Here is a 14755-nt window from a genome sequence, read left to right on the forward strand (position 1 = left end):
CATCCTATAAAAAATCCAACAAATTCCCTATTTATTAACGTACTTTTGCGGTATGGAGCATCCTTTATTAGAAACCGTTAACGATCCCGCCGATCTCCGGAAATTAACCAAAGACCAACTTCCCGCTTTGGCTGGCGAGTTGCGCGATTTTATTATCGATATCGTTTCTACAAAAGAAGGGCATTTGGGCGCCAGCTTGGGCGTTGTAGAACTTACCATTGCCCTGCATTACATATTTAACACCCCGGCCGACCAACTGGTCTGGGACGTGGGGCACCAAGCATACGGACATAAAATTTTAACGGGACGAAGGGATGTTTTCCATACCAACAGGCAATTAAACGGGTTGAGTGGTTTTCCGCGCAGGTCTGAAAGCAGGTACGATACTTTTGGCGTTGGGCATAGCTCCACCTCTATTTCGGCCGCTTTGGGCATGGCAATGGCTTCTAATTTAAAAGGCGAAACCGAAAAACACCACATTGCCGTAATTGGCGACGCCTCCATTGCCAGCGGAATGGCCTTTGAAGCTCTTAATCATGCAGGCGTTAGCAAAGCAAACCTGCTTATTGTTTTAAACGATAACGCCATTGGAATAGACCCAAGCGTAGGTGCCTTGAAAGAATATCTTACCAATGTAAAAAAGGACAGACAGCTTGCTAAGAACAATATTATAAAAGCTCTTAATTTTGATTATAGCGGGCCCATTGACGGGCATAGCCTCCCAAAACTTTTAAAAGAACTGGAACGGCTTAAAAAGAAAAAGGGACCAAAATTTTTACACATTATTACCACCAAAGGAAAAGGTTTAAAAAAGGCAGAAGAAGACCAGGTAAAATACCATGCCCCCGGAAAATTCGACAAACATACCGGGGCACTTATTGTACAACCCAATAAAGAAGAGCCCCCAAAATATCAAGATGTTTTTGGAGCAACCATTATGGAATTGGCCGAACAAAACAAAAAAATTGTCGGGATAACGCCTGCCATGCCTACCGGAAGCTCTTTAAAATACATGATGAAGAAATTCCCGGACCGCGCATTTGATGTTGGCATTGCCGAACAACATGCCGTAACGCTCGCAGCCGGAATGGCAACACAGGGCCTTCTCCCCTTTTGCAATATTTATTCCACTTTTTTACAACGGGCTTACGACCAGGTAATCCATGATGTGGCGTTGCAAAAACTGCCCGTTATTTTTTGCCTGGACCGCGCCGGACTTGTGGGACAGGATGGCGCCACACACCACGGTGCTTTTGATCTTGCGTACCTAAGGTGCATTCCAAACATTATAATTTTTGCCCCAAGGAACGAAATCGAGTTAAGAAATATTATGTATACCGCCCAATTGGGATTAGATTTCCCTATTGCCATTAGGTATCCACGCGGAAGGGGTATTACACTGGATTGGAAAAAGCCTTTTGAAGAAATTGAAATTGGTACAGGGGTTGAGTTAAAAAAGGGAAAAGATATTGCTGTAGTAACTATTGGTAACATGGCACAAAATGCTTCAGAAGCAATTAACAATTCTATGGGCAAAGAACGTATTGCACATTTTGACCTGCGCTTTTTGGCTCCAATGGACGAAAACCTCTTGCATTATATCTTTTCGACTTATAAAAAAATAGTAACGGTAGAAGACGGGAGCATAAAAGGCGGTATGGGTAGTGCCCTTTGTGAGTTTGCAGTAAAGCATCGGTATAAAAATAAAATTAAAATTCTTGGCATTCCCGAACAATTTATAGAACAGGGTTCCGTTGAAGAACTGCAATTTGCGGTTGGTATTCACCCAAAAAGCATCGCCGTTCAGCTTAATAAATTTTTATAAACAAGCATTTTTTAGCATTTTTGCACCCGTGAAGCCAACTTTTATAAAAATACATAACGCATTGTGTACGTACAACCCAACCTAATATTTATGTAAAAATGAGAATTCTTACTGTTATCTTTTTCATGTTATTTTTAGCATCTGCAAATGCCCAAGACGACGATCAGCATGTGTATACCAATCCCAGAACCAACGAAATATATATTATTTCGGGAAAAGATACCGTAAACTTAACCAAGATTATCAAAGAATATAAACCTTTGCCTCCCCGTTGGAAACGCATAAACAAAGTGGGGCTAAACATAAGCGAAATTGCTTTTGTAAACTGGAGCGCAGGGGGAAACAATTCCATTAGCGGGTTGAGCAACGCTCAATTTGAAAGAAATTATAAGCATGAAAAGGTGCAATGGAACAACGAAATGATTATGCGTTATGGCCTGAACGTACAGGAAGGACAAAAGGTTAGAAAAACCGAAGATGCTTTTGCCATTAACTCCACTTTGGGCTTTAGAATGGATAACCTATCTAACTGGTATTTTTCTGCCAAAGCGAATTTTAACACTCAGTTTGCCAACGGTTACAAATATCCCGATACCGACAACCCTATTTCAAGGTTCATGGCCCCGGGCTATTTTTTGTTTGGTTTTGGTAGCGAATATTCCCCCGAAGGAAAAGATTTTAAACTTTATATTTCGCCCATTACTCAAAAATCGACCTTTGTACTCGATCAAGATTTGGCCGATGCAGGCTCTTTTGGTGTTAAAAAGGCTACATACGATGCAGACGGAAACAAAATATCAGATGGACAAAAAGTAGTAACCGAACTCGGTTTTTTAGTTACAAACTCGTATCAAACCAAGATATACGAAAATATGTTTTTGTCCAACAGGATTACCTTGTATAGCGATTATCTCAACAGTTTTGGAAATATTGATGTAAACTGGTTGCTTGATGTTGAGCTTAAAGTAAACGAGTATGTGGTTGCCAATGTGGGGACACAGCTTATTTATGACAACGACGTTAAGTTTGAGGAGACCGAGCTTGCCAGTGGCGAAAAAATAACATACGGCCCGCGTGTACAGTTTAAGCAATCTTTGGGCGTTGGGGTTATTTACAACTTTTAAGTAATCTTAAACCAGTTCCCCGTTTATTTTATTAAAAATCAACAAGGCATTACCATCGGTTAAGCCTGCCACAAATTGAGTTACCAGCAATAAAGTATCGTATGCCCCGGTTGCTCCCTTAAACCGCTCTGGCAAAAGGTTGAGCACCAATTTATCGTAATTTGTTGCCTTACCTGTGCTGGTACGCATGACGGCGCCGCAAAAGGTATCCAACAGCTGGTCTATTATTTTATAACCTACAATTTCTTTCTGGATGACCTCATTGCTTTTATAGATGTTTTTTATGCTCAAGCTGATAATGTCTTCAATTTGAGCCTTATATTTTGATTTTTCCAATAGCGAAACATGAAAATTGCCATTCAAAATATCGGTTTCGTTTTCAATAAAAATTCTAGTGGCATCGGCTATAAGTGTATTAATGGAAAGTGCCCTTAAATACCCCAAACGGTCTTCTTTTGTTGTTAAAGAATAATATTTATTAATATTGATGGTATCCTGCACCAGTTTAATTAAATATTCCAGGGCATATTCTTCCTGAATTAACCCGAGATTGATACCGTCTTCAAAATCAATAATGGTGTAACAAATATCATCGGCGGCTTCCACCAAAAAGGTAAGGGGGTGCCTGCAAAACGAAATATCGTTTCCGGACCTGGTTTGTACAAGGCCTAGTTCTGTAGCAACATCCTTGAATATATCTTTTTCGGATTGAAAAAAACCAAACTTTTTATCGGCAATTTGTTGCGTAGGTTTCTTCGGAAGCGATTCTTTTGGATATTTCATAAAAGCACCAAGCGTAGCATAGCTTAATCGTAAACCCCCGATTATACCTTTTCGGCTTTCGGTTAAAATTCTGAAGCCATTGGCATTTCCTTCAAAATCTATAACGTCCTGATACTCTTTATCGGTTAATTGCGATTTATATTTTTCTCCATTTCCATTTTTAAAATATTCGCCAATTGCTTTCTCTCCACTATGCCCAAATGGCGGATTACCAATATCGTGTGCCAAAGCAGCGGCAGCCACAATTGCGCCAAAATCATTAAACTTATACCCGTGGACTTCGCCTAAATAAGGATGCTTTTCCAAAATGGCCTTGCCAACCGTTCTGCCAAGGCTTCGGCCCACCACCGAAACTTCCAAGCTGTGTGTTAACCGGGTATGTACAAAATCGGTTTTGGAAAGCGGGATTACCTGCGTTTTATCCTGTAAACTCCTAAAAGCCGATGAAAAAATTATCCGGTCATAGTCTACCTCAAACCCCAAACGGGTTTCATCCTGCTCTTTTCTCAATCTTTTGTGCGTGTCGTTATACCTTTTTAACGACAATAATTCTTCCCAGTTCATACTCCTAATTTATAGTTTGCAATATACTGTAGAGTTTTATTATATGTAAGGTTTTATTAAAAATTATACCTACAACTAAGAGTCGTAAACCTGAAAACAAAATCAATCTTTAACCGCTAAACACAATGCGGGATATTGGTTTTTTAAATAAGTTATTTCCTTGTATTCATGGAAGTTTATCTGCTTATCTTTTATAAGAATAAACTTAATGTTAAGTTAATAATTTATTTACGCTAATTTCAAATTAATAGCAGACTTTTGGCATTAAGAAAAAAACATATATTTCAACAACTTTTAGTTTTTGTCGACTTAGTTACTGAAATATCCGGCTGCCCGTTTTGGGCAGCCTTTTTTTTGCAACTGCATAATTTTTAATATCTTAATATACAGGAAACAATTTCTTAACATTTCTATCTGTTCTTTGCAGCGACAAAAACTAAAAGCGATATGAAATATTATGCAACTGTGGGATTGCTGTTTCTCGCCATGTGCTATACAAATGCACAAGAGATTAAAGCGCCCCGCTTTGGTAAGGGGATACTTAATATCACCGGAAAAGATAGTACGTGGAGTATGAAATTTGCTACTAGAATTCAGCTACTTGGAACTGCAACTTGGCAAGAAAACAATGACAACTCTACCGATTTTGATACAAATTTCCTTATCAGAAGAGCCCGTTTAAAGTTCGACGGCTTTGCATTCACCAAAAAACTTACTTATAAAATAGAAATAGGATTATCAAACCGGGATATTTCCGGCGGATCGCCCTATACAAACAATACCCCAAGATATATCTACGACGCTTTGATAAAATGGAATTTTTACAAAAACTTCAGCCTTTGGGCCGGACAGACCAAACTGCCCGGGAACGTGGAGCGCGTTATCTCGTCGGGAAACCTACAATTTGTAGACCGTTCCCTTTTAAATGCAGAGTTTAACATAGACCGCGACATAGGCCTCCAGCTAAGACATCGCTTTTATACTGGGCAAAATTTTTTAATACGTGAAAAATTTGCCCTTTCCCAAGGTGAAGGAAGAAACGTGACCGTTGGAAATATAGGCGGCTATCAGTATACGTCCAGAATCGAACTTTTGCCTTTTGGTGCTTTTGAAGGAAACAACGAATACCAGGGCTCTGCTTTAAAACGGGAAAATAAACCCAAGTTAATGATAGGTGCGACATACGACTTTAACGACGATGCCATAAAAACCCGAAGCAATATGGGCACTTTTATGGAAACCGATACAAATCCTTATGAAACCGATATTTCTACCCTTTTCCTCGATATAGTTTTTAAATATAAAGGCTTTTCGTTTTTAAGTGAATATGCCAACAGAAATGCAGACGACCCTATTGCAAGAAATTCCGATGGCACCCCAACAGGCGACGTAGTTGAAGTTGGAAATGGCTTTAATGTACAGGCAGGATATTTATTTAATAGCAATTGGGAAATAAGTGGGCGTTATACCAATCTGGACATGGACGAAATAGGTGAATATAGAAAAAGTTATGAAGACCAATATACATTTGGCATTTCCAAGTATATTGTCGGGCATAAATTAAAAGTACAAACAGATGTAAGTTATTTGTCTGCCTTTCAAAGTGGCAACGAGATCATGGCAAGATTACAAATGGAATTACATTTTTAAATTAAAAAACTGAATATTAAATAGTTATATAAAAAAGAATAATTTATATTTAAAGTTATGGAGAATATCTATTTGTTAATGATCTTCGCACTGGCCATTTTGGCAATTGCAGATTTAGTTGTCGGTGTCAGTAACGATGCCGTTAATTTTCTAAACTCGGCCATTGGCTCGAAAGCTATTTCTTTCAAGTCGATTATGGTTATCGCAAGCATAGGGATTTTTATTGGAGCTGTATTTTCCAGCGGAATGATGGAAGTAGCCCGTAAAGGTATTTTTGTGCCAAAAGAATTTATGTTTAATGAGATTATGATCATTTTTATGGCGGTCATGATTACTGATATTCTCTTGTTAGACTTTTTCAATACCTTGGGAATGCCAACATCTACTACGGTTTCCATTGTTTTCGAACTTTTAGGTGCTGCCGTGGCATTGGCACTTATTAAAATTGCAGGTAACGATGGGGAAACGGTTGCCGACCTCTCAAAATACATCAACTCGGACAAAGCCTTGGAAATTATAATGGGCATTCTCCTATCTGTAGTAATTGCATTTACAATAGGTGCCATTGTACAGTTTCTATCCAGATTGATTTTTTCTTTCCAATACGAAAAGAAGATGAAGTATTTCGGAGCACTTTTTGGCGGAGTTGCACTTACAGGAATTACATATTTTATCTTCATGAAAGGGCTCAAGGGAACTCCTTACTATGAAGATCTTAAGGGCGTTACGGAAGGAAACGAACTATATGTCCTCATTATTAGTTTTATTGTTTGGACCCTGTTCTCTCAACTATATGCTACCCTTTTTAAAAAGAATGTGCTGGTTGTGGTAATTGCCATGGGAACATTTGGACTGGCATTGGCATTCTCCGGCAACGACCTTGTAAACTTTATAGGCGTTCCCATGGCGGCATACCACTCGTATGAAGCCTGGGTGGCCTCAGGTGTTGCGCCAGATCAGTTTGCCATGGGGTCCTTGGCACAAAAAGTACCTACCGAGCCTATGTTGCTCTTTATTGCCGGAGGCATTATGGTTTTAACCCTTTGGTTTTCTAAAAAAGCAAGATCTGTAGCCGAAACAGAAATTGGACTATCCAGACAGAATGAAGGAAAAGAAAAATTCCAACCAAATTTACTATCAAGGGCAATTGTACGAGCAGCAACCAAAACAAGCCAAGGCATTAACTTTTTTTTACCGAAAACCGTACAACGTAAAATTAATGCGCAATTTGAAAAACCTGTTGTTACCGTTAATAAAAGTAAAAGCCAAGACCTTCCAGCATTCGACCTCATCAGGGCATCGGTCAACCTAATGATTGCCGGGATATTAATATCCATTGCCACATCAAACAAACTACCGCTATCTACCACTTATGTAACTTTTATGGTAGCTATGGGTACCTCTTTGGCCGACAGGGCTTGGGGACGCGAAAGTGCCGTTTATCGTGTTGCGGGTGTGTTTAATGTAATTGGCGGATGGTTTTTTACCGCTATTATTGCCTTTGTTGCCGCCTCTATCATGGCATACCTTATTTATATAGGCGGCCCAGCCATTATAGCCGTTTTACTTTTCTTTGCCGTTGTATTATTGGCGAGAAATTACATTAACTATAAGAAAAAATCACAGGTCACAAAAGAAGAAGACAGCTTAAGCAGGGCCGAAAGTAGTTCCATTCAAGGTGTTATTGAAGAAAGTGCCGATAACATTGCCGCTGTAGCCAATCGCGCACATAAAATATACACCGGAGCCATTACAGGGCTCTCCAAAGAAGACCTTAAGCAACTTAAAAAAGCCAAAAAAGGGGAAGCCAAGCTTACCTCGGAGATTGACGAGCTTCAGGAAAGTGTATTCTATTTTATTAAAAATCTAGATGAATCAAGTGTAGGTGCAAGTCATTTTTACATCAACATATTAGGGTATCTGCAAGACATGGCGCAATCGCTCGAATATATCGGGAAAGCTTCCTATAAACACGTAAACAATAATCACAAAAAATTAAAATACAATCAAACACGCGAATTACTGGACCTTCAAAATGAAATGCAATCGCTCTTCAGCAATATAAAAAAGAGTTTTGATGCACGTGCCTTTGAAGACATCCATATGCTCCTTCAGGAAAAACAAGGTCTGATGGAAAGTGTTAGCAAGAAAATTGAAAAGCAAATTTCAAGGACCAGAAGCGAGGAATCCAGTCCGAAAAACACCTCCTTATATTTTAGCTTGCTTACCGAAACCAAAGACTTGGTAGTCGCTACCATGAACCTTTTAGAGTTGTATCACGATCAATACGACAGCTCTGTACCAAAAGCAGAAATTACGGCCACTGAAGAAGAATAAGTGGTTTGTTTATAAGCACTTTTTTATAAATCGGGTAGTTGTTTTTTAACATGTTACCCGATTTTTTTATGGGCATACGTCTCGTAATATCTTTTCTTTTGACTTATTTCATAGAGGAGTAAACCTCTTTATATCTGGAAACAATTAATTATCCAAAAAAAAAAGGAAGCTGTAAAACAACTTCCCCTTTCCTCAATTATTATATAAATGAAAAGATCTAAGATCCGCACATAAGGCAATCGTCGTCTTCTGCATCTCTCGATTTTGCCAACATTTCTTTTAATTCCTGTGGCGATAAAGGTTCTACCGCAACGGGGGTTGCCGCTGCCGGTTTTGCTTTTACCTCGGCTGCTTCGGCTGGAACTTTTTCGGTCTTTTTGGTATTGTCCAATGTAAATTTAATGGCATCTACCGCCGATTTTGTCCTTAAGTAGTACATGCCCGTTTTTAAGCCGCTTTTCCATGCATAGAAATGCATCGAGGTAAGCTTCGCATAATTGGCGCCTTCCATAAACAGGTTAAGCGATTGCGACTGGTCTATAAAATACCCTCTGTGGCGTGACATATCGATAATGTCTTTCATGCTCAACTCCCAAACCGTTTTGTAAAGGTCTTTTATGTCTTGTGGAATAATCTCTATATGCTGAATAGAACCATTGGCACGCATTAATTCCTGTTTTAATTCTTCGGTCCATAAACCGAGGTTCACCAAGTCTTCCAACAAGTGTTTGTTTACAACTATAAACTCGCCCGAAAGCACCCTTCGCGTATAGATATTGGACGTATATGGCTCAAAACATTCATTATTACCCAGTATTTGCGATGTAGAGGCCGTTGGCATTGGTGCTACCAACAGTGAGTTTCTTACCCCGTGTTTTTTTACGTCTTTACGTAGCTTTTCCCAATCCCAGTTTCCAGAAAGCTCTTTGTCTTTAATCCCCCAAAGGTTGTGTTGAAATTCTCCTTTGGAAATTGGCGATCCTTTGTAAGATTCGTATGTGCCCTCTTCTTTGGCCATTTCCATAGAAGCTGTAACTGCTGCATAATAAAGGGTTTCAAAGATATCCTGATTAAGTTTCTTAGCCTCATCCGAAGTAAAAGGCATGCGTAATTTAATAAACGTATCTGCTAGCCCCTGAACTCCCAATCCTATTGGCCTGTGGCGGAAATTGGAATTCCTGGCTTCTTCTACCGGATAATAATTTCTGTCAATTACCCTATTTAAGTTTTTGGTAACCCTTTTGGTTACTTTGTAGAGTTCTTTATGATCAAACTCGTTGTTTTTTACAAACATTGGTAAAGCAATAGATGCCAAATTACAAACCGCAACTTCATCTGGTGAAGTATATTCAAGGATTTCCGTACAAAGGTTAGAAGAACGGATGGTCCCCAAATTCTTTTGGTTCGATTTTCTGTTGGCAGCATCTTTGTATAGCATGTACGGAGTTCCTGTTTCTATTTGAGATTCCAGGATTTTCTCCCACAATTCACGTGCTTTAATAGTTTTTCTTCCTTTACCTTCTTTTTCGTATTTGGTATAAAGTGCTTCAAATTCTTCGCTGTGCACATCGCAAAGCCCCGGGCATTCGTTAGGGCACATTAGTGTCCACTCCCCGTTTTCCTCTACCCGTTTCATGAACAAGTCTGACATCCACATGGCATAGAAAAGGTCGCGTGCACGCATTTCTTCTTTTCCGTGGTTCTTTTTAAGGTCTAGGAAATCAAAAATATCGGCATGCCAAGGTTCAATATAAATAGCAAACGATCCTTTACGTTTTCCCCCACCTTGATCTACGTAACGTGCGGTATCGTTAAATACTTTTAGCATGGGCACGATCCCGTTGGAAGTACCGTTGGTTCCTGCGATATAACTTCCCGTTGCGCGTATGTTATGTATAGAAAGCCCAATACCGCCAGCCGATTGCGATATTTTGGCCGTTTGTTTAAGCGTATCGTATATTCCGTCAATACTGTCTTCTTTGGCTGTAATTAAAAAGCAGGAAGACATTTGCGGTTTTGGAGTTCCAGAATTAAATAAGGTAGGAGTAGCGTGTGTAAAATATTTTTTAGACATGAGTTCGTAAGTCTCCAAAGCACTGTCTATATCGTCAAGGTGAATTCCAACAGAAACCCTCATTAACATATGCTGTGGGCGTTCGGCAATCTTTCCGTTTAATTTTAACAGATATGAACGCTCCAATGTTTTAAATCCAAAATAATCATACCCGAAATCGCGGTTATAAATAATCATGGAATCCAGTTTGTCGGCATTTTTCTGGATTACTTCATAAACCTCGTCTGAAAGTAGCGGTGCTTTTTTCCCGGTTCGCGGGTTCACGTATTCATAGAGATCGGTCATGGTTTCAGAAAACGATTTCTTCGTGTTTTTGTGAAGGTTGGACACAGAAATCCTAGCGGCCAATCTTGCATAATCCGGATGTGTTGTGGTCATTGTTGCGGCAATTTCTGCTGCAAGGTTATCCAGTTCGGATGTGGTAACACCATCATATAGCCCTTCAATAACTCTCATGGCTACTTTTACGGGGTCTACTAATTCGTTTAGCCCATAGCAAAGTTTACGGACCCGTGCCGTAATCTTATCGAACATAATGGGCTCTTTTCTGCCGTCTCTTTTAATTACATACATACGCTACAAAATTTTATGGTTAAAGGATAGTCAATTGCCTTGTGGTTCGCCCCAAGGCACATACTAGGAAAACTATTAAAACATTTCGATACTGTGCCTGCCATGAATATCGGGCAAGTAAGCACCGGAATTTTTGTCCCGAAACTCCCAATGGTTATCGGGCAAGCCCACTATGTGAGCCAATCCAGTCCGTGTTTTCCTAAATCCGGACTTTCTAAAAATTATTATTAAACGGGGGTTCCTTGATTTTCTTTGTTTGCTTCAATATAATCTAGAAATCTGCGTCGAAGCTAATTTTTTGGTCTTCGTCGTCTTTGTTAAGCACGCCTGCTTTTTGGTATTCTGACACTCGTTTTTCAAAGAAATTTGTTTTTCCCTGTAACGAAATCATATCCATAAAGTCAAACGGATTCGTGGAGTTGTACACTTTCTCGCATTCCAATTCCACCAAGAGCCTATCTGTCACAAACTCCAAATACTGTGTCATTAAAGTGGCGTTCATCCCAATTAAGCTTATCGGGAGCGATTCGGTAATAAACTCGCGCTCGATATCCAGGGCATCTATTATAATTTCTTTGATACGCTCCTTGCTCACTTTATTTTTTAAGTGATGGTTATGAAGGTGTACCGCAAAATCACAGTGCATCCCTTCATCACGGGAAATCAGCTCGTTTGAAAAGGTCAACCCCGGCATTAAACCACGTTTTTTCAACCAGAAAATAGAACAAAATGCCCCCGAAAAGAAAATTCCTTCAACGGCCGCAAAAGCAATTAACCGTTCGGCAAAACTTGGGGACTCGATCCATTTCAAGGCCCAGTCTGCTTTCTTTTTAATAGCAGGAAAATTTTCAATAGCCTTAAAAAGAGTACTTTTTTCCTTTTCGTTTTTCACATAGGTGTCTATTAACAACGAATAGGTTTCAGAATGGATGTTTTCCATCATGATCTGGAAACCATAAAAGAATTTAGCTTCAGAATACTGCACCTCATTCACAAAATTTTCGGCCAGATTTTCATTCACGATACCATCTGAAGCAGCAAAAAATGCCAATATGTGTTTTATAAAATATTGCTCGTCGGCGTTTAATTTACTGTTCCAATCTGTTAAATCCTGATGTAGATCAATTTCCTCCGCAGTCCAAAAACAGGCCTCTTGTTTTTTATACCACTCCCAAATATCGTGGTGTTGTATTGGAAAAATAACAAACCGGTCTTTATTTTCTTGCAAAATTGGCTCTACTGCTGCTGACATTTCTTCTGATTTTTAGCGTTTTATTATTTGATTTTTTATTGTGACTTGGGACTAACAAAGATTGAAAAATGACGGCGAAAATGAAAGGTTATTAACATGAATTGTTGTAAAAGTTTTTAACATAAATTGTTGAAATCTATCTTCAACACCCATAAACAGGGGCGTGTTAAGACATTGTTAATCAATTTGTTGAAACTGAAACTCAACCATAAAAAACATCGCTAAAAAAACGCGCAATATCCCGATAAAACACCCAAAATACTGAAAGCAAGCAGTATGCGATGTAAAAAAATATCGCTAGAGGAACTTTTTCTAAAATCTCTTTTTTTAATTTTACCGAGAAAGTCTTTTTACACAGGCAACGGCTAAAAACACCCGCTTATGAATGCCCCAGGTCTTTGGCGACCTGCTCTAATTCTTCGTACCATTCTATGCCGAACTTTTCTATGAGCGCATTTTTAACAAACTTGTATACGGGCACTTGAAGCGTTGTGCCAAGCGTACATGCATCGTCGCAAATATGCCATTTATGATAATTTACAGCTGCAAATTCTTGATACTGCCTAATACGCACCGGATACAGGTAACAAGAAATGGGTTTTTTCCAATTAACTCCCCCCGCGTTATAGGCTTGCTCAATACCGCAAAGCGCCGTACCATTTTCGGCAAAAGTAACATAGGCACATTCGCTGCCGTTAACCAAAGGGGTTTCCCATTCGCCATCCAGTCCTTTTACATACGTGCCCTGCCTTTCAATGGCCTCGATGCCTTCTTTTCTTAAATAAGGCTTCACTTTGGGGTAAATTTCTTCCAGTATTTTGGTTTCATCATTTTCAACCGGAGCCCCGGCTTCCCCATCAACACAACAGGCCCCTTTGCAGGCCGAAAGGTTGCAAACAAAATCGTTTTCCAGTATCTCTTCAGATACAATAGTTTTCCCTAATTGAAACATGCTGCAAATATACTTTTTTTAAAGACACAGGTGCGACTTGTTCATGGATATTCAAAGATTTTCCAACGATTCTGAGAAATAAAGAGATAGAAAAATTTTCCTGTTTTTTTAATAAAACTATTCGTTAGAAATCAATTAGTTATTTATAGCTTTGCACCGATTTTTAAAGCCCATTTAAAATGAATTTTGATCTAAAGGAAATTATAACCGCCGGCATGATTTTATTTGCCGTAATCGATATCGTAGGAAGCGTTCCAATAATTGTAGATTTGCGAAATAAGGTGGGTCATATACAATCGGAAAAGGCCTCCATTGTGGCTGCCGTTATCATGATTGCCTTTTTGTTTATTGGAGAAACCATTCTTTCGCTTATCGGCATTGATGTAAACTCGTTTGCCGTTGCCGGATCTTTTATCATTTTCTTTTTGGCCATTGAAATGATTTTGGGCATTACCCTATATAAAGACGATGCGCCAGAAACAGCTTCCATAGTCCCTTTGGCCTTCCCGTTAATTGCCGGGGCGGGTACCATGACGTCTATTCTATCGCTTAGGGCAGAATACCATGTGGAGAACATTATAGTGGCCATTATTGTCAACATTATTATAGTTTACCTTGTATTGAAATCTTCCAGTAAAATAGGTAAGATTCTAGGTAAATCGGGTTTGGCTGTGATACGTAAAGTTTTTGGCGTAATTTTGCTGGCCATAGCCGTTAAGCTGTTTGCCACCAATGTAACCGGCTTGTTTTAAGGCGATTTTTTCACGGTATTAAAAAAAATAAATCTATTTCAAATGAAAATTTTAACTATAATCCTCATTCTATTTGCCGTTGCCATGATTGGTTTTAATGTAACCATGTTGGATTTCGACAGCCCGTTTCAAGGAGACAGTTTAATTGCGGTTATAGGAATTATAGCCTCGTTATGCGCGATTTTATTATTGTCGATATTCTATCAGTCTAAAAAAATTCAAGACAAACTCAAAGAACAGGAAAAATAATGTTTGATGCGCTTATAATTGGCGGAGGGGCTTCGGGAATGCAGTGCGCATTGGTTTTGGGCTCTGCCCATAAAACAGCATACGCCAAGGACAAAAAAATAGGGATTGTAATGCACCAAAAAGCTTCGCACCTCCAATCGGCATTGCTCAACAATGTTCTAGGAATTCCACCAGGGACCAGCGGGCTCGAAATACTGAATGAAGGAAAAAAGCAACTTGCAAATCTTTATCCGCAGATTGAGCAAATTGAAAAAGAAAAAGTTCTTTCCGTACAAGAAGAAAACGGCATATACACTGTTTCCACCAACAAAAGCACCTATGTCACCAAAATTGCGGTTATTGCCATAGGATATACCAACTTATTTAATATTGAAGGCCTAAAAGGCTATATAGAGCCACATGCTTTAAGCCCTGCCGAAAAAAACAGGGTTCAGCTTAAAAATTACAATCATTTAATTAAACAAGGGCTTTATGTTGCCGGCACGCTTGCCGGATGGAGAAGTCAATTTGCCATTGCGGCGGGTAGCGGGGCACAAGTAGCAACCGACATCCTTACGTTTTGGAACGACGGCAAGCATACAAAAGTGCACGACAAGCTCGATGTTTGAGATGTAGTTTTT

11 protein-coding genes are annotated in these 14755 nt (G+C 39.3%); 7 read left to right on the plus strand and 4 right to left on the minus strand.

The features are described from left to right. Positions 1-52: 52 nt before the first annotated feature. Entirely contained in the window at positions 53-1825 is a 1773-nt protein-coding gene (locus tag PSF86_RS12505) for a 1-deoxy-D-xylulose-5-phosphate synthase (RefSeq protein ID WP_277900418.1), read from the plus strand. A 98-nt stretch (positions 1826-1923) separates the two neighbouring features. Beyond that, positions 1924-2949 (plus strand): DUF3078 domain-containing protein, encoded by a 1026-nt coding sequence (locus tag PSF86_RS12510; RefSeq protein ID WP_277900419.1) that lies wholly within the window; start codon positions 1924-1926, stop codon positions 2947-2949. 6 nt (positions 2950-2955) lie between these two features. Here the strand turns inward: PSF86_RS12510 and PSF86_RS12515 are convergent, their stop codons facing one another. Then, complete coding sequence (locus PSF86_RS12515; RefSeq protein WP_277900420.1) at positions 2956-4296, minus strand: deoxyguanosinetriphosphate triphosphohydrolase; 1341 nt, start codon at positions 4294-4296, stop codon at positions 2956-2958. Between the two features lie 447 nt (positions 4297-4743). On the opposite strand from PSF86_RS12515, the gene PSF86_RS12520 reads away from it, so the two are divergent. Continuing rightward, positions 4744-5946 (plus strand): porin, encoded by a 1203-nt coding sequence (locus PSF86_RS12520; RefSeq protein ID WP_277900421.1) that lies wholly within the window; start codon positions 4744-4746, stop codon positions 5944-5946. Positions 5947-6003: 57 nt separating this feature from the next. After that, positions 6004-8283, plus strand: a complete 2280-nt coding sequence (locus tag PSF86_RS12525; RefSeq protein WP_277900422.1) for an inorganic phosphate transporter — start codon at positions 6004-6006, stop codon at positions 8281-8283. 217 nt (positions 8284-8500) lie between these two features. Here the strand turns inward: PSF86_RS12525 and PSF86_RS12530 are convergent, their stop codons facing one another. The 3 genes from PSF86_RS12530 to PSF86_RS12540 all read right to left on the minus strand — a co-directional run bounded on the left by PSF86_RS12530 (position 8501) and on the right by PSF86_RS12540 (position 13134). Further along, a complete protein-coding gene (locus PSF86_RS12530; protein WP_277900423.1) occupies positions 8501-10930 on the minus strand; it encodes a ribonucleoside-diphosphate reductase subunit alpha in 2430 nt (809 codons plus the stop codon). A 271-nt stretch (positions 10931-11201) separates the two neighbouring features. Continuing rightward, positions 11202-12182, minus strand: coding sequence for a ribonucleotide-diphosphate reductase subunit beta (locus PSF86_RS12535; RefSeq protein WP_277900424.1), 981 nt, complete (start codon positions 12180-12182; stop codon positions 11202-11204). Positions 12183-12561: 379 nt separating this feature from the next. Further along, positions 12562-13134, minus strand: a complete 573-nt coding sequence (locus PSF86_RS12540) for a DUF3109 family protein (protein ID WP_277900425.1) — start codon at positions 13132-13134, stop codon at positions 12562-12564. Between the two features lie 179 nt (positions 13135-13313). Here PSF86_RS12540 and PSF86_RS12545 point away from each other — a divergent pair, with 179 nt between their 5' ends. Genes PSF86_RS12545 through PSF86_RS12555 form a run of 3 tightly spaced genes read left to right on the plus strand, consistent with a single transcriptional unit; the run spans position 13314 to position 14743 of the window. After that, on the plus strand, positions 13314-13886 hold the full coding sequence (locus tag PSF86_RS12545) for a MarC family protein (protein WP_277900426.1): 573 nt from the start codon (positions 13314-13316) through the stop codon (positions 13884-13886). Positions 13887-13928: 42 nt separating this feature from the next. Continuing rightward, positions 13929-14135, plus strand: coding sequence for a hypothetical protein (locus PSF86_RS12550; RefSeq protein ID WP_277900427.1), 207 nt, complete (start codon positions 13929-13931; stop codon positions 14133-14135). Further along, a complete protein-coding gene (locus PSF86_RS12555; protein WP_277900428.1) occupies positions 14135-14743 on the plus strand; it encodes an FAD-dependent oxidoreductase in 609 nt (202 codons plus the stop codon). The genes PSF86_RS12550 and PSF86_RS12555 overlap by 1 nt, the downstream gene beginning before the upstream one ends. Positions 14744-14755 lie beyond the last annotated feature (12 nt).

It is taken from the genome of Galbibacter pacificus (assembly GCF_029603165.1).
In the GTDB taxonomy this organism is placed as follows: domain Bacteria; phylum Bacteroidota; class Bacteroidia; order Flavobacteriales; family Flavobacteriaceae; genus Galbibacter; species Galbibacter pacificus.